General features: G+C 70.9%; 12 protein-coding genes. 6 read left to right on the top strand and 6 right to left on the bottom strand.

Annotation, left to right across the window (positions count from 1 at the left end; all coding sequences use genetic code 11):
• Positions 1-286 precede the first annotated feature (286 nt).
• The gene (locus PVK37_RS11535) at positions 287-892 is read left to right on the top strand and encodes an HDIG domain-containing metalloprotein (protein WP_275033852.1); all 606 of its coding nucleotides are present in this window, start codon (positions 287-289) and stop codon (positions 890-892) included.
• 38 nt (positions 893-930) lie between these two features.
• On the opposite strand, the gene PVK37_RS11530 is transcribed toward PVK37_RS11535, so the two are convergent.
• From PVK37_RS11530 to PVK37_RS11510, 5 genes are read right to left on the bottom strand one after another with little or no spacing between them, the layout of a single operon-like run.
• Positions 931-1,374: a hypothetical protein gene (locus PVK37_RS11530; protein WP_275033851.1), complete on the bottom strand. Its 444-nt coding sequence runs from the start codon at positions 1,372-1,374 to the stop codon at positions 931-933.
• Positions 1,371-3,905, bottom strand: a complete 2,535-nt coding sequence (locus tag PVK37_RS11525; RefSeq protein WP_275033850.1) for a toxin glutamine deamidase domain-containing protein — start codon at positions 3,903-3,905, stop codon at positions 1,371-1,373. Before PVK37_RS11525 ends, PVK37_RS11530 begins: the two co-directional genes overlap by 4 nt.
• On the bottom strand, positions 3,826-5,763 hold the full coding sequence (locus tag PVK37_RS11520) for a WXG100-like domain-containing protein (protein WP_275033849.1): 1,938 nt from the start codon (positions 5,761-5,763) through the stop codon (positions 3,826-3,828). Before PVK37_RS11520 ends, PVK37_RS11525 begins: the two co-directional genes overlap by 80 nt.
• An 18-nt stretch (positions 5,764-5,781) precedes the next feature.
• The gene (locus PVK37_RS11515; protein WP_275033848.1) at positions 5,782-6,129 is read right to left on the bottom strand and encodes a hypothetical protein; all 348 of its coding nucleotides are present in this window, start codon (positions 6,127-6,129) and stop codon (positions 5,782-5,784) included.
• Positions 6,122-6,583: a YbaB/EbfC family nucleoid-associated protein gene (locus PVK37_RS11510; protein WP_275033847.1), complete on the bottom strand. Its 462-nt coding sequence runs from the start codon at positions 6,581-6,583 to the stop codon at positions 6,122-6,124. Before PVK37_RS11510 ends, PVK37_RS11515 begins: the two co-directional genes overlap by 8 nt.
• 43 nt (positions 6,584-6,626) lie before the next feature.
• Between PVK37_RS11510 and PVK37_RS11505 the strand changes: the two genes are divergently transcribed.
• On the top strand, positions 6,627-7,856 hold the full coding sequence (locus PVK37_RS11505) for an SUKH-3 domain-containing protein (RefSeq protein WP_275033846.1): 1,230 nt from the start codon (positions 6,627-6,629) through the stop codon (positions 7,854-7,856).
• Between the two features lie 21 nt (positions 7,857-7,877).
• Here the strand turns inward: PVK37_RS11505 and PVK37_RS11500 are convergent, their stop codons facing one another.
• The gene (locus PVK37_RS11500) at positions 7,878-9,317 is read right to left on the bottom strand and encodes an aldehyde dehydrogenase family protein (RefSeq protein ID WP_275033845.1); all 1,440 of its coding nucleotides are present in this window, start codon (positions 9,315-9,317) and stop codon (positions 7,878-7,880) included.
• Between the two features lie 168 nt (positions 9,318-9,485).
• On the opposite strand from PVK37_RS11500, the gene PVK37_RS11495 reads away from it, so the two are divergent.
• From PVK37_RS11495 to PVK37_RS11480, 4 genes are all read left to right on the top strand, one after another.
• Complete coding sequence (locus tag PVK37_RS11495; protein ID WP_275033844.1) at positions 9,486-10,922, top strand: gamma-aminobutyraldehyde dehydrogenase; 1,437 nt, start codon at positions 9,486-9,488, stop codon at positions 10,920-10,922.
• A 3-nt stretch (positions 10,923-10,925) separates the two neighbouring features.
• A complete protein-coding gene (gabT, locus tag PVK37_RS11490; protein ID WP_275033843.1) occupies positions 10,926-12,212 on the top strand; it encodes a 4-aminobutyrate--2-oxoglutarate transaminase in 1,287 nt (428 codons plus the stop codon).
• Between the two features lie 559 nt (positions 12,213-12,771).
• Positions 12,772-15,000: a S8 family peptidase gene (locus PVK37_RS11485; protein ID WP_275033842.1), complete on the top strand. Its 2,229-nt coding sequence runs from the start codon at positions 12,772-12,774 to the stop codon at positions 14,998-15,000.
• A 419-nt stretch (positions 15,001-15,419) separates the two neighbouring features.
• On the top strand, positions 15,420-16,994 hold the full coding sequence (locus PVK37_RS11480; protein ID WP_275033841.1) for a S8 family peptidase: 1,575 nt from the start codon (positions 15,420-15,422) through the stop codon (positions 16,992-16,994).
• The last annotated feature ends 56 nt before the right edge of the window (positions 16,995-17,050 follow it).

Here is a 17,050-nt window from a genome sequence, read left to right as displayed (position 1 = left end):
GGTGCCCACGACTGTTCGGGGAACAGGGGTGTGCCCGGCATCCGCCGCTCCCACGACCAGACCGGCTGGTGCCGGTGAACGAAGGTCAACGCTACGGGCGACAGGTGCCGTGACCAGGTGTCCGATGGGGCGTGTTGGCCGGATTTCCGCTGGCCACCGGCTTGCCGGAAGCCCGTCGCGGGCGGCGCACGGCCTTTCCCCGGGCGCGAACCGGGCCGCTGGCCGTCGACGGCGGCACCTGGGACACTGCGCCAGGTACGTCCCTCCGACACGGACAGGAGCCCCGATGAGCGGCCTCGGGATTCCCACCGACAGCCAGATCCGGGCGCTGCACGAACGGTTCGCGCCGACCGCCGAAGCCTTCGCTCTCGTCCACACCCACTGCGAGATCGTGGCCCGGATCGCCGAACAACTCCTGGCCGGCCGGGAACACTCGCTCGACGTCGCGCTCGTCCGGGCCGGCGGCCTGCTGCACGACATCGGCGTCTACCGCCTGTACAGCCCCACCGGCACCCTCGACCAGCGGAACTACATCCGTCACGGGCTGCTGGGGCACGAACTGCTCCGGACCCTCGGGTTCCCGGAGGTGCTCCGCCGGTTCTGCTCGTGTCACACCGGCATGGGTCTGACCCGCGACGACATCGTCCGCCAGCGGCTTCCGTTGCCGCCCGGCGACTACCTGGCCGAGACCGAGGAGGAACGGCTGGTGATGTACGCCGACAAGTTCCACAGCAAGACGACACCGCCGGTGTTCGTGTCGGCCGACACCTATCTGTCCGGCGTACGGCGCTTCGGCGCCGACAAGGTGGCCGCTTTCACCGCCCTACTGGAGCGGTACGGCGAACCTGACCTCGCCCCACTCGCCGAGGAGTACACCCACAAGATCATCTGATCGACCACCGGGCCAGGACCCGTCCGGTACGGGGCCGGTCACCCCTGAGCCTGACCTACCGACGGATCCGCGCCCGGGTCGCCCTGCCGCTGAAGCTGCTCCTCGAACATGACGAACGTCTTCCGCCGGATACCGTCCAACAGCGCGATCTCCTTCGCGGTCAGGTACCGGCGCTCCCGTTCCTCCGCAGCGGCGATCGCGTTGACCGTCTCGTACAGGGCGAAGATCGGCCCTTCGCCGGTGAGGTAGTGCGCCCGGTAGCCCTCGACCACCTGCACGAATTCCTCGGGGGAATGCGAGTAAATCTCGCCGCCTCTCGCGAAGAGGATCTCGTCGATGATGCCGTTGGCTTTCTCCCAGCCTCCGTGATCCATGGAGACCTTCCATCCCCGGATCCCGCCCTCCGGCGTTTCCACCAACTTGACGGGTGTCCCGTAATAGCGGTAGTAGCCGGGCAGCACCAAACCTGGGGTGGGGTTCATTGCTGGCTTCCCTTCAGCGTGCCTGACAATGCCTGCCAGAAGAATCCTTGCTCACGTCGGAGGATACTGTCCCGGATCGCCTTCTCCATGGGGGACAACACGCGGCGCTGCTCCCGAACGAGAGCATCGAGATCCCGCCGCACCTCGAACAACGAATGTTCCCAGTGGGCGACCTCGTCGAGCGCGGCGAGGTGGAGCCGAAACTCCGCGATATGTCCGTCGGGCATCCGCAACTGGAGTTGGATGTCCCGGTAGCCGCTGTCCTGCGGCGACCGAAAACGGTCGTCGAACTCGACGATCTGAATGCCTTCCTCGTTGTGCAGCCGGGCCAGAGCGCGGTAGATGTCGTCGATCGTCTGGAACTCGATCTTGGCGCCGGCGAGGTCCCGTAGTCGGGAGACGTCGCCACCGTACTTGGTGACCTTGTCTTCCGCGCGTTGCCGGTCCTTGGGCTGTTTACGCCAGTCGGGTTTGCCGGTGCGTTGGGGTCCGTCGCCGGCGAGTCGGAGAGTCAGTGCGTTCAGTTCCTGCTGAGCCTGTGCCGCTGCCGCATACAGATCATCCAGATACCTCCGCCGGTAATCCGGGTCGTCGCGTCGCCGCATGTCGAAGCCGGGCTGGCGGGCGGGTGTTCTCGAAGTCGTGATGGCGGCGCTGATCGCCACCTGGTCTGCCGTCAATGGGGTGGGTGCCGGTGGTGGTACCGGTTCGGCGGCGACGGTGTCGGGGCCGCGTTGGGTGATGTCGTCGAGGACGGAGCCGAGGACGTCGATGGCCTGTTGGTGTGTGGCGAGGTGGTGCAGGGTGAGGGGGCGGGCGGTGAGTGAGGTCAGGAGTTCCGGGGTCGCCAGGATCATGCGGACCAGGTCGGGTCGCTGGGTGAGTTGCCGGATGAGGGTTTCGGCGAGCATGGGCTCGTCGCGGGGTGGGGTGTGCCAGGTGTGGTGGAGCATCTGCCGGACACGGGGCTCGGCGAGCAGGCGGGTCAGGTCGTGTGCCGCTGGTTCGTCAAGCTGCGGGACGAGACGACGCAGGTCCGTCGGGTCCAGTGCGGTGGCGGCTTCGATAGGGGTGACACCGGCGGTGAACAACCCGTCGATATCGGACGCCGCCCGGATGACCATCGGGAGGTCGGTTCCGGTGGTGACGCGTTCCTGGTGGGCCCGGTCCCGTGCGGCGCGCACGTCGTCCGGTTTCGGTTCTTCGGGTTCAGCAGCCGGCTCGGGTGGGCTGTCCGGGGTCTGACCGGGAGCGTCGGGTAGGCCCACCGGCCTGCGGTGGGGATCGCCGTTCCCGGCCTCCGGCTGGGCCGGGTTCGGGTGTGGTGGGCGTTCGCTGAAGTCGCCGGGTTCGCGGTCGGGCAGGGGCATGGGTGTGCCGTCGGGGCCGACGATGAGGGCTTCCAGGCCGGTGACGTTGCCCGGGTGGGGTACCCCACGGTGGGCGTACGGGGGCCGGTCCGACACGATCGTCAGTTGCGGGTCGAGGTAGAGGACGGTGCCGTTCTGGTTGACGGCGACCCAGGCGTGCGCGCCACCGCCCTCCCAGGTGTTGACGATGAACGCGAAACTACCGTGACCGGCGGACAGCAGATGCCGGTGCAGATCTCCGTAACCGGCCATCACCTGCGCACGCGCGGCGGCCGGGGTACCGGTCGCGGCGGCCAGCCGCTGGTAGGTGCCGCCGGTGACCCGTTCGACGCGTCCCGGGCCACCGGTCTCACCGTTGACGGGCCGGTTGACGTCGCCGTGGAGGTAGCCGTCGAACGTCCGGGGCGCCGACACCCTCGGCCGGCCGTGCGTCCACGTCTCGTACAACGACAGCGTGCAGTCCAGACAGTTGATGGAACGCGTCGCGTCAGCACTCGGCCCACCATCGTTGACCAGGGAGAACCAGCGTCCCCGGCGAGGGTCCGCGGTCCGGGTGACCGTGCCGTCGGCCTCACGGGGCATCTGCTGTTCCAGGTCCGTCTGATGCAACGCCAACGGAGGACGCAATCCACCCCGCTGCCCGTACGGACGACTCCGGTCACACGCGGGCGGATCATCGTTCCCGGTCAGAGCCGACCGGTCACCGGTACCGACACCCCCGACCGCCAGGTCCGCCACGTCATCGTTGATCCGCTCGAAGGCAGCCTCAGAGGTGACCTCGACAAGTGCAGGCTTGATCCGTCCATCCAGGATCGCCTCCGCGTGATCCTGCTCGCGGAAGGAATCACGCAGCTCACGATTAGAGATCCGCTGGCACCACTCGGCCATATCGCGGTTACCCGCTCGCTTGAATTCGTGTGCCTTGATCGCCCATCGGCGTGCCCGCGCCTCGTGATTCTGCGCCCGTTGCCTGAGCCGAGTTGCTTCGTCGGTTCTTGTGTTCTCTTCGAACCAGGCGCGCTGGGCGGTGTAGTAGCCCTGGTAGCGGCGTCGTTCCAGGGCTTCCCGATCCTTGGCCCACTCACGGTCGTACCACTCCTTGCTCCTGACAACCGGCTCGTCCGACGGCTGCGGCTCCGGGGGGCGGGGGCGGCGTGGCATCGGACTTCGACCGGGTCTTCGGTGCCAGCACCTCCAGCAGCGACAGGTCGTTGACGAGCCGGGGAGTGGCTCGGTCGTCGGTCGGCGAGGTGTCGGGCCGAGCCGGCATCGTCGTCCGGGCCGCCCCGCCGGTCCCGACCTGCTGAACTGGCTGAGGTGACGGCGTAGCGGGGGTCGAGGTCGTACCGGCTGTCGCGGCCGTGTTGGGGGTGACCGTCGGTCCGGGGGTGGTGGTCAGGGTTGGCGTCGTGGCGACCGTCGGTGCGGGTCCGGGCGACGCCGACGGTCCCGGGCCGGGAGTGACGCTCGGAGCGGGTCCCGGTCCGACGCTCGGCGCGGCAGCACTCGTCACGGTCTGCGGGGCCGTGGTGGCGACCGCCGGAGCGGTCGATGACGTGCCGGTGGCCTGAGTCACGTCCACGGGTGCCGGGGTTACCGGCGTCGCGGCCAGCGCCGGGTCCACGGTGATTGCCGACAGGGTTGGTGCCGGCGTCACCGGTGTGACTACCGACGGAGGTGACACCACGTCGGGGGTCCGGGCGGTGACCGCGACCGGTTCGGGCGAAACCGGACCTGTCAGAACCTCCTCCACCCGTCGTTGCATCGGATCGGAGGACTCGACGGTGCCGTACGTCCGCGACTCGACCGCTGGCAGGCCCGAGGAGGTGTCCACACCCGAGGTTCTCGCCACCGATGCACCGTGGTCGCCGCCGGTGCCACCGAGGTCGGACACGGTCCGCTGTTGAGCGACGGCGGGGGTCAACGGGTCGGCCACCGGCGTCGGTGGTGGTCCGGTGTCGACGGGTGGGGCCGGTGGCGGGGGCAGGGGCGTACCGGCCAGGGTGCTCAGTCGACCGTCGAGCCGGGCCTGTAGCGCCGCGTCGGCCTGGGTGACCGCCGAGCCGGTGGTGCCCGAAGCGGCAGCCCGGGCAGCGTCCTCCAGTCCGATGAACCCGCCTCCGGTCGCCAGACTGGCCGCCTGCTCGGCGATCACCTCCCCGCCCATCCCCCGGCCGAAGTGCTCGGCGATCCGCCCGCCCCGGCTGGTGGCGTTCATGCCGAGGCCGGCGAGTGGGGCCGCAGCGCCACCGGCGAAGCCACCGACCGTGGACGTGCTCATCTCGGCGAGATCGAGACCGTCACGCCGGCCGGTGGTGTTCTGGTAGCCCTGGACAGCGAGGTTCACCCCGCCCTCCTCGGCCGCTTCGAGCAGCCCGCCGCGCAGCGCGTTACGACCCAGACCCCGCAGCCCGTCCCTGGTGACCTGCTTTGCCGCCCGTTCGGTGGCCTCCTTCATTCCCGCCTTGAGGGACTTGCGGGCGAGCTGGGCGACGAGCTTCCGGAAGATCTGCTGGACGATGAGCCTTGTCGCGGTGATCGCGGCAGCCGCCGCCGGGGACGCCGCCCCGGCGGTGAGCACCACCGCCACCGTCATCGCCAGCAGCTCGACCACCAGGATGCCCAGCTCGATCCAGACCTCGAGTTTGGCGCCCTCGATGTCGCAACCGCACTCCTCGACCAGCTGGCCGAGGTCGGTACTGACCGCGAGCAACAGCGGCAACGGAGCCTCGTCCCCCTCGGCGACCTTCTTCCAGGCGGTGTCGAACGCCTCCGCGACAGCCCCGACCGCTCCGTACCCGCTGCGCACCTGACCGGCGGCGGCGACGGCGTCGGCGCGCGGACCGGCCAGGGTCGCGGCCACGCTGTACCACTGGTCGGCCAGATCCCAGACGGCTTTCTCGTTACCCTCCGGCCACTCGACGCCCACCACCCAGTCGAGCGCCTCGTACACCCAACCCGGCAACTGCCAGGGACAGAAGTCGAGGGGGTGGGGGATCGGGCTGGGCAGTACGGTCACACCGGCTCCCCTGACCGGTCAGGGCACATCGTGCCGACGCTGGTTGCTCACCCGGTTGAGGCGACCGGCATTGGCGGCGTCGGTCTCCACGTTGGCCTTCACCGACTGGACCACGTCCGCGCCGAGCCCCTCGATGTGGCGACCGAGGCCGTCCCAGGCGCGCAGCAGCGTCGCCTCGAAACCCCGGTACGTCTTCTCGAACGCGGCACCGATATCGTCCTTGCCCCACGGCTTCTGCGCGCTCGCCGCCGCGATCTCCGCACCGAGGCCGTCCCGCTTCGCCTTCACGGCGCGGCCGGCGAGCGACAGGTCCGTGCCGCCCCGCCGGGCCCGCTCCGGGTCGAGCCAGAGCTGACCGTCAGTCACGTCGTGCACCTCCGTGTCCCATGACGGCGTCGGCCCGACGGAGCAGGGCACCGAAGTCACCGGTCCGGACGAAGTCCATCGAGCCCGAGTTGGCGGGCAGGTAGCCGGCGACGAGCTTCTGCGTGGCGGCCATCGCCGCCTCGGTGGCCTTCTGGACCGTCTTGGTGATCTTGCGGCTCAGTGCCTGCGCGTCCCGGTTCTGGTACACCGACGGTTGCAGCTCCACGGAGATCAGTTGGCCCCGGGCACCGACGGTCGCCGTCACCTGGCCGTCGTCGGAACGCTCGGTGACCCGGAGTTCAGCCAGCCGGGTCTGGAGTTCGTCCAGTCCGGACCGCAGCTGCTGGTACTGGCCGTACACCTCGTCGAACCGCGCCCGCAGCGCGCGGTTGGCCGTCCGGTCCACGCTTTCCGCCAACGCCGCCTCCCCGTCACCGTCGGTAGGCCAGACCATACCGGGACACCGTGACTCCGTGGGGGTTCGGTAACGTCAGGCCGTGATCGACCGTCAGCAGGCCGAGCAACTCGCCACCGTCTGGGCACGGCGCGACGCACAGCGCCTGGGTCGTGAATGCGTCCCGATGGTCGAGGAGTTCGACCTCGGATACGTGATCTGGTCCGGGGTGGCCGGCGACGTCACGACCACTCCCGGGGACCTACCCAACACCGTGGTCGACCGCGAGACCGGCGACATCACCCACTGGCCACGACTCCCCGCCGAGATCATCGCCCAGACGTACCGGCAACGCCGCCCACAGCAACGGGCGCCCCGTACCGTCGACCCGGCCACCCACCTGCTCCGTGAGATCCACCGGCTGCCGACGCCCGGCACCGCCGCGCACCTCACCCTCCAGGGCCGGACGTACGTGGCCCAGGGCGCGAAGGGCGAGACAGAACTCCATCACCACCCCCTCGTCCAGAGCTACCTGGATAACCTCCCCCCGGGCCGCCTCGTCCGCGGCGGAGAACGCCACGCCGAACTGATCGTCGTCTCCGACGCCCTGCACGACCAGGATTTCCAGCGGGCTTCGGCCGGCCAGCCACCACTGGACTTCCAGGAGTACCTGGCACTACTGGAGACCGCCCGGCTGGAGACTTTCCGGGTACGTGAGCCAGGTGATCCGGCGGGCGGACCCGCCGACCGTCCCTGCGACTCCTGTGTCACCGCGCTGGTCCGTCTCCGCCTACTCCCCTGGGCCGACCTCGCCTACGTCGAGGAATGGCGGCCCGGCCCCCAGCCCGCCCCGCACCCCGACCGATTCCCACCAGAGGTGGCCCACTCCCTCGTAGCAGCCGGCTGGCGTCCAGAGCCCGGTGACGAGTTACTGGCAGAGGCTGCTATTGACGAGACCTGCGGTGCAGTGGCAGGTGGCGACGAGCATCTACGCTTTCCGGCCGCGCTTCAGGCGCTGACCGCCTTTCCGGGCCTGTCCAGCGGGCGACGCGGTCCGGGTGAGAGAACCTGGGTGTCACGTTTCCAAGTAGATCCGTTGCTGGCGGCGCACACTGCCGCCAGTCTCGCCGACTTCGGGGCGGTGCTGGGCGTACGGCTGTTCCCGATCGGCACCGAACGGCAGGACAGCATCCTCGCCGTCGACGAACACGGCCGCATCTTCGCCCTCGACCAGGCCGGCGAATGGTTCCTCGGGCCGGACATCGACACCGCCCTCACCACCCTCCTGCTCGGACGGGCACCCGCCCGGGTACGCGACGACGGCACCTGGTGACCGTCCGGGGAACGGGCCCGGCTACAGCTGGACGCCGGTGAGGACCAGGACCCTCGGCTCGGTGTAGTCGTCCATGGCGCTGCGGACGCCCTCACGGCCCACTCCGCTCCCCTTGACCCCGCCGTACGGCATCTGGTCGGCCCGGTACGACGGCACGTCCCCGACGATCACCCCACCGACCTCCAGGGTCCGGGCGGCGGCGAAGGCGACGTCGACGCGGTGGGTGAAGACACCGGCCTGGAGTCCGTACGCGGAGTCGTTGACGGCGGTGAACGCGGCCCGGTCGTGCTCGACCCGGGTGAGGACCAGCACCGGCCCGAACACCTCTTCGGCGTTGACCTTCGCGTCGGCGGGCACCCCGGTCAGTACGGTCGGCGGGTAGCTGGTGCCGTCGCGGCGGCCACCGACCTCGATGGTGGCCCCGGCGACGACCGCCTCGTCGACCCACGCCTCGACCCGTTCGGCGGCCTCTGCGGAGATCAGCGGGCCGACGTCGGTCAGCTCGTCGGACGGGTCACCGGTACGGAGTTCCTCGACGGCGGCGACGAGCCTCGGCAGGAACGCGTCGTAGAGCCATTCGTGCACGTAGACCCGCTGCACGGCGATGCAGGACTGGCCGGCCTGGTAGTTGGCGAAGGTGGCGATGCGGTGCGCGGCGAAGGTGAGGTCCTCGTCGGTGTTCCAGTCCTCGCAGACGACCGCCGCCGCGTTGCCGCCGAGTTCCAGGGTGACGTGCTTGTCCGGTACCGCCCGGCGGATGGCCGCGCCGACCGGGCCGGAACCGGTGAACGACACCACCGGCAGCCGGGGGTCGGCGACCAGGTCGGCGGCGCGTTCGTTGGGGATCGGCAGCACCGAGAACATCCCGTCGGGCAGCCCGGTCTCGGCGAGGATCTCGCCGAGTAGCAGCGCCGTCAGCGGGGTGGCCGGGGCCGGCTTGACGATGATCGGCGTTCCCACGGCCAGCGCCGGGGCGACCTTGTGGGCGACCAGGTTGAGCGGGAAGTTGAACGGGGTGATGCCGAGCACCGGGCCGCGCGGCACCCGGCGGACCAGGGCGATCCGGCCGGTGGCGGTGGGGTCGGTGTCGAGGCGTTGCAGGTCGCCGGTGAACCGGCGGGCCTCCTCGGCGGCCCAGCGGAAGGTGGAGACGGCCCGACCGACCTCGGCTCGCGCCCATTTGACCGGTTTGCCGTTCTCGGCGGTGATCAGCCGGGCGATCTCCTCGGCCCGCTCGGCGAGCCGGCGGGAGACATGGTCCAGGGCCGCCGCCCGGACGTGCGCGGGCAGGGCCGCGGCCTCCGCGGCCACCCCGGCGGCTGCCGCGACGGCCGCTTCGACCTGCTCGGGCGTGGCGTGAGTGGTACGCCCCACCGTCCGGCCGTCGTACGGGTGGTGCACGGTCAGCTCACCGTCGCCGTGGACGGGACGACCGGCGACAAAGAAGGCAGTTGGCTGCACACGGCGAGCCTAGAGGACGGTTACCTTCACGGAAACAGTCGCCGCATCCCTTGTCTGCCTCGGATTCGGTGGCGAAGATGGCAGGAAGGTTGCGATTACCGCCGCAGCCCTGATCCCATCCGACCAGCCAGCGGACGTTCCCCTCACCAGCACCCTCGGAGACTTCCCATGAGTGATCAGCAGAGGCTGCGCAACTTCGTCGACGGCGCGTACGTCGACCCGGTCGACGGCGGGTACGCCGACCTGTTCGACCCGTGTACGGGTGAGGTGTTCGCGCAGGCCCCGGTCTCGGGCGCGGCGGACGTGGACCGGGCGATGTCCGCCGCCGCGACCGCCTTCGAGAGCTGGCGGGACACCACCCCGGCGGAGCGGCAGCGGGCCCTGCTGAAGCTGGCCGACGCGGTGGAGTCGCGGGCGGCGGAGCTGGTCGACGCGGAGGTCCGCAACACCGGCAAGCCGCGCCAGTTGACCGCCGACGAGGAACTGCCGCCGGCGGTGGACCAGCTCCGGTTCTTCGCCGGGGCGGCCCGGCTGTTGGAGGGCCGGTCGGCCGGCGAGTACCTGGCCGGGCACACCTCGTACGTGCGGCGCGAGCCGATCGGGGTGTGTGCCCAGGTCACCCCGTGGAACTATCCGCTGATGATGGCGGTCTGGAAGATCGCCCCGGCGTTGGCGGCCGGCAACACGGTGGTGCTCAAGCCGTCGGACACCACTCCGGTCTCGACGCTGCTGCTGGCCGAGATCGCCGCCGAGTTCCTCCCGCCCGGGGTGTTGAACGTGGTCTGCGGGGACCGGGACACCGGCCGGGCCCTGGTCGCGCATCCGACGCCGCAGCTCGTGTCGATCACCGGGTCGACCCGGGCCGGCATGGAGGTGGCGGCGGCTGCCGCGCCGGACCTGAAGCGCACCCACCTGGAGCTGGGCGGCAAGGCCCCGGTGGTGGTGTTCGACGACGCGGACGTGGCGGCGGCTGCCGAGGCGATCGCGCTGGGCGGGTACTTCAACGCCGGGCAGGACTGCACGGCGGCGACCCGGGTGCTGGCCGGGCCACGGGTGCACGACGACTTCGTGGCCGCGTTGACCGAGCAGGCGCGGGGAACCCGGACGGGTGGCCCGGACGAGGCGGACGTGCTGTACGGCCCGCTGAACAACGTGAACCAGTTGGCCCGGGTACGCGGGTTCGTGGACCGGCTGCCCGACCACGCGACCGTGCAGACGGGTGGCGGGCAGGTCGGTGACCGGGGTTTCTTCTACGCCCCGACGGTGGTGTCCGGCGTCCGGCAGGCCGACGAGATCATCCAGGACGAGGTGTTCGGGCCGGTGATCACGGTGCAGCGCTTCGACGACGAGGACGCGGCGGTGCGCTGGGCGAACGGCGTCGAGTACGGCCTGTCCGCCTCGGTGTGGACCCGGGACCACGGCCGGGCGATGCGGATGACCCGCCGGCTGGATTTCGGCTGCGTCTGGGTGAACACGCACATCCCGCTGGTGGCCGAGATGCCGCACGGCGGCTTCAAGCATTCCGGGCACGGCAAGGACCTGTCGGCGTACAGCCTGGAGGACTACACCCGGATCAAGCACGTCATGCACAACATCGAGGGCTGAGCCGTGGCCGACTCGACGGAGCTGCACAAGCGCCGTACCGCGGCGGTGGCGCGGGGTGTGGGGAGCGTGGTGCCGTCGTACGTGGACCGTGCGTCCGGGGCGACGATCACCGACGTGGACGGTCGGCAGTGGCTGGACTTCGCCGCCGGCATCGCGGTGACCAACGTCGGGCACGCCGCGCCCCGGGTGGTGGCGGCGGTCCGCGAGCAGGTGGAACGCTTCACCCACACCTGCTTCATGGTGGCCCCGTACGAGTCGTACGTGACGGTCTGCGAGGAGCTGAACGCGCTCACCCCGGGCCGCTTCGAGAAGCGCTCGATCCTGCTGAACTCGGGCGCGGAGGCGGTGGAGAACGCCGTCAAGATCGCCCGGCACGCGACCGGGCGACCGGCGGTGGTGGTCTTCGAGCACGCGTACCACGGCCGGACCAACCTGACCATGGCGTTGACCGCGAAGAACATGCCGTACAAGCACCGGTTCGGGCCGTTCGCCGGTGAGGTGTACCGGGTGCCGATGTCGTACCCGTTGCGCGACGGTGGCCTGTCCGGCCCGGACGCGGCGGCGCGGGCGATCGAGCTGGTGGAGAAGCAGGTCGGCGCGGAGAACGTGGCCGCGCTGCTGATCGAGCCGATCCAGGGCGAGGGCGGCTTCGTCGTACCGGCCGGGGGTTTCCTGCCCGCGTTGCGGGAGTGGGCGACGGCGGCCGGGGTGGTGTTCGTGGCCGACGAGATCCAGACGGGCTTCTGCCGGACCGGGGACTGGTTCGCCTGCGAGCACGAGGGCGTGCAGCCGGACCTGGTCACCACGGCGAAGGGCATCGCCGGTGGGTTGCCGTTGGCCGCGGTGACCGGCCGGGCGGAGCTGATGGACGCGGTGCACGTCGGCGGCCTGGGCGGCACGTACGGCGGCAACCCGGTCGCCTGCGCGGCGGCGCTGGCCAGCATCGAGATCATGCGGGAGCAGGACCTGGCCGCCGCGGCCCGGCGGATCTGGGCGACCATGTGGCCCCGGCTGCACGCGGTCGCCGCCGGGGACGCCCGGGTGGCCGAGGTACGCGGCCGGGGCGCGATGCTGGCGGTGGAGCTGGTCCGACCGGGCACCCTGACCCCCGATCCGGCCGCCGCGGCGGCGGTGTCGGCGGCCTGTCACGCCGCCGGCCTGCTCACCCTGACCTGCGGCACCTACGGCAACGTGCTGCGGTTCCTGCCCCCGTTGGTGATCTCCGACGGTGAGTTGTCCCGGGCCCTGGACATCCTGGACGCCGCCTTCGCCACCACCTCCACCACCTGAGCCCCACCCCACCCACCCCCGCCCGCCCCGACCCGCTCCAGCCTGTACGGCCCGGCCCACCCTGCCCGCACGTCCCCGGGCCCGTCCAGGCCGCAAGCCCCCGACCCGCCCCAGCCCCTACAACCCCGACCGGCCCGCAAGTCCCGGACCGACCGGGCCGACCGGGCCGACCGGGCTGGGCATGATCGACTCCGTTTCGCCGATATCGGGGTGTCAGCCCGACCCGGATACCCCGATATCGGCAACCTGGAGTTGATCAACCAGCCCCGGCCCCAGCCCGGCGCAACCCCGGAACTAGCCCGGAACCAGCGCGCCCCAGCCCAGCGCCCCAGCCCGCCGACGACCTGCCGATCCGGCTTGTGCACGAAGCGGCAGAACGCGCCAACGGGGCGCAATCGGCACGAGCGGACCCGCCCAGCCGGGTTCCGGCACGGTCGGATTCCCGCCAGTTAATCGAAACGTATCTGCTTTTGAATGTCTGCCGTCTAACATCTCCTCACCAGATCGACGCCGGTCGATCACTTGGCATGAGCGTGTCGCTCACGAAGGGACATGTCAGATGGCTCTCGATCCCGCCGCCAGGCACCGCTGGCGCCTCGGCGTCACCACCGCCGCCGTGGCCGCCGCGGTGGCCTTCGCCGCCCCCGCAACCGCCGCACCCGCCGAGGGGGCGATCCTCCAGGCCGGTGGCGACACCGCCGTCGCCGACTCGTACGTCGTGGTCCTCAAGGAGACCGCCGTGGCCCGTACCGGGGTCGACGCCTCGGCCCGGTCGCTCGCCCGGGAACACGGCGGCACGGTCGCCCGCACCTACTCCAACGCGCTGCGCGGATTCGAGGCCCGGCTCTCCGAGACGGCGGCCCGCCGGCTCGCCGCCCACCCCTCGGTGAAGTACGTCCAGCAGAACCACGAGGTCAGCATCGCGGCCACCCAGACGCCCACCCCGTCCTGGGGGCTGGACCGGGTCGACCAGCGCAACCTGCCGCTGAACTCGTCGTACACCTACCCGAACAACGGCTCGGGCGTGACGGCGTACATCATCGACACCGGCATCCGGTTCAGCCACGGTGACTTCGGCACCCGGGCGGTCACCGGCTTCGACGCCATCGACGGCGGCAGCGCCGACGACTGCAACGGCCACGGCACGCACGTCGCCGGCACCGTCGGTGGCACCGCGTACGGCGTCGCCAAGGGCGTCACCCTGGTCGGCGTACGGGTGCTCAACTGTGCCGGCAGCGGCACCTACGCGCAGGTCATCGCCGGGATCGACTGGGTCACCGGCGACCACGACCCGGGCGAGCGCGCGGTGGCGAACATGAGCCTCGGCGGCGGCTTCGACCAGGCCACCAACGACGCGGTGGCCGCCTCGATCGCCGACGGCGTCAGCTACGCGGTCGCGGCCGGCAACGAGTCCGGCGCGAACGCCTGCAACGTCTCGCCGGCCAGCACGCCGGCCGCCATCACCGTCGGGGCCACCGAGTCCACCGACGCCCGCGCCAGCTACTCCAACATCGGCACCTGCCTGGACATCTTCGCCCCGGGCTCGTCGATCACCTCGGCCTGGTACACCGGTGACACCGCCACCAACACCATCAGCGGCACGTCGATGGCGAGCCCGCACGTGGCCGGCGCGGCGGCGCTGGCGCTGGCGGCCAACCCGTCGTACACCCCGCAGCAGGTCCGCGACAAGCTGGTCAACGACGCCACCAGCAACGTGGTCACCAACCCGGGTACCGGCTCGCCGAACAAGCTCCTCTACGTCGGCAACATCGTGCCGCCGACCCAGGACTTCAGCGTGGCGGTGACCCCGGCGGCCGGTTCGGTCAACCCGGGCGGCTCGCTGACCGCCACGGTCGCCACCACGACCACCGTCGGTAGCCCGCAGACGGTCGCCCTCACCGCCAGCGGTCTGCCGGCCGGGGCGACCGCCAGCTTCAGCCCGGCGTCGATCAGCACCGGCGCGTCCGCGACCCTCACCATCGCCGCCAGCGCCAGCACCGGGCCGGGCACGTACACCGTGACCATCACCGCGACCGGGCCGGTCACCACCCAGAGCACCTCGTACGCGCTGACCGTCAACGGGCCGCCCGGGTGCGTCCAGACCAACAACACCGACGCCACGATCAGCGACAACAGCACCGTGGAAAGCTCGATCACCATCTCGGGCTGCGCCGGCGCCGCCTCGGCGTCGAGCACCGTCGCGGTGAACATCGTGCACACGTACATCGGTGACCTCGTCGTCACCCTGCTCGCCCCGGACGGCAGCGCCTACGTCCTGCACAACCGGACCGGCAGCGGCACCGACAACATCAACCAGACCTACCCGGTGAACCTGTCGTCGGAGACCGCCAACGGCACCTGGAAGCTGCGGGTGCAGGACGCCGCCTCGGGTGACGTCGGCTACCTCGACTCCTGGACGCTGAAGCTGGACGGTGCTCCGGCGCCCACCTGCGGCGGCACCAACGGCACCGACGTGACCATCGGTGACAACACCACGGTCAGCAGCACCATCGTGGTCAGTGGCTGCACCGGCAACGCCTCGGCCACCAGCACCGTCGCGGTGAACATCGTGCACACGTACATCGGTGACCTCGTCGTCACCCTGGTCGCCCCGGACGGCAGCACGTACGTCCTGCACAACCGGGCCGGCGGCTCGGCCGACAACATCAACACGACCTACCCGGTCAACCTGTCCTCGGAGGCCCGCAACGGCACCTGGACCCTGCGCGTACAGGACGCCGCCGCCGGTGACGTCGGCTACCTGAACAGCTGGACCCTGGGCCTGTAACCCGCTCTCTGCTCTGCCCGGGCCCCTGTCGCGCACCCCGCGCGGCAGGGGCCCGACGCTGCCACCAGCCACCTCCCGGCACCGGCGTCCGACCCGGACGCTGCGGCGTCCCGACCTTCGGCACGACGGCATCCCGGCACCGGTGCAGCGGCGTCCCGACCCTCGGCGCAACCGCGTCCCGACCCCCGACGCGACGGCCTCCCGGCACCGGCGCTGCGGCGTCCCGGACCGGCAGGGGATCGGCCGGGTGGCGTCCCATATCGGCGGGATCGCACCGTCCGCTCCAGCTCCTTGATCACGAATAGATCAACACATCTCTGTATTTCGCTGTCCGTGCCCTACGATCCCGATCACTCGATCAGCCTCGATCGATGGGCGCGCCACAAGCGCGCTGCTCAAGGGAAGGGACACCCCGAGGGATGACAGACTCCCCCGCCACAGGACGCCGCTGGCGTCTGGCTGTGGCCACCGCCGCCGTCACCGCCGCCGTGGCGTTCGGCAGCCCGGCGACCGCCGCTCCCGCCGAGGGCCAGATCCTCCTCGCCGGTGGCGCGACCGCCGTCGAGAACTCGTACATCGTGGTCTTCAAGGACACCGCCGTCGGCAGCCCGCAGGTCGGCACCCGGGCCAAGGGCCTCGCCGGCAAGCACGGCGGCGCGGTCGGCCGGACCTACTCCCACGCGCTGCGCGGCTTCGAGGCCCGGATGACGGAGGCCGCCGCCAAGCGGCTCGCCGCCGACCCGTCGGTCAAGTACGTCGAGCAGAACCACACCGTACGGATCGCCGCCACCCAGTCCCCCACCCCCTCCTGGGGACTGGACCGGATCGACCAGCGTGCCCTTCCCCTGAACAACTCCTACACGTACGCGAACAACGGCGCGGGCGTGAAGGCGTACATCATCGACACCGGCGTCCGGACCACGCACAGTGACTTCGGCGGCCGGGCCATCTCCGGGTACGACGCGGTCGACGGCGGCACCGCCGACGACTGCAACGGCCACGGCACGCACGTCGCCGGCACCGTCGGTGGCACCGCGTACGGCGTCGCCAAGGGCGTCACCCTGGTCGGCGTACGGGTCCTCGACTGTGCCGGCAGCGGCACCAACGCCGGGGTCATCGCGGGCGTCGACTGGGTCACCGGCAACCACGCCGCCGGTGAGAAGGCGGTCGCCAACATGAGCCTCGGCGGCGGCTTCTACCAGGCTCTCAACGACGCGGTGAACCGTTCGATCGCCGACGGCGTCACCTACGGCCTGGCCGCCGGCAACGACTACGGCGCGAACGCCTGCAACAGCTCGCCGGCCAGCACCCCGGCCGGCATCACCGTCGGCGCGACCCAGTCGAACGACGCCCGGGCCAGCTACTCCAACATCGGCTCCTGCCTGGACATCTTCGCCCCGGGCTCGTCGATCACCTCGGCCTGGCACACCAGCAACACCGCCACCAACACCATCAGCGGCACCTCGATGGCGACCCCGCACGTGGTCGGCGCGGCCGCGCTCGTGCTCGCCGCCAACCCGACCTTCACCCCGCAGCAGGTCCGCGACAAGCTGGTCAACGACGCCACCAGCGGCGTGGTGACCAGCCCCGGCACCGGCTCGCCGAACAAGCTCCTCTACGTCGGTGACGGCGGCACCACCCCGCCGCCGTCGGGCTGCACCGGCACCAACGGCACCGACGTCTCCATCCGCGACTACACCACGGTCACCAGCACCATCGCGATCAGCGGCTGCACCGGCACCGCCTCGGCCACCAGCACGGTCGCGGTGAACATCGTGCACACCTACATCGGTGACCTGGTGGTCAGCCTGGTCGCGCCGGACGGCAGCGCCTACACCCTGCACAACCGCAGCGGCGGAAGCACCGACAACATCAACACGACCTACACCGTCAACCTCTCCTCGGAGACCCGCAACGGCACCTGGACCCTGCGCGTCCAGGACGCCGCCGGCGGTGACACCGGGTACATCAACAGCTGGACCCTCACCCTCTAAGGGGTGAGGACAGGGCCCCTTCCCGCTACCCCGGCGGGAAGGGGCCCTGCGCCACT

Source organism: Micromonospora cathayae, assembly GCF_028993575.1.
In the GTDB taxonomy this organism is placed as follows: Bacteria; Actinomycetota; Actinomycetes; order Mycobacteriales; family Micromonosporaceae; genus Micromonospora; species Micromonospora cathayae.
Note: the sequence above shows the minus strand (reverse complement) of the source record. Positions and strands in the feature narration are given on the sequence as shown.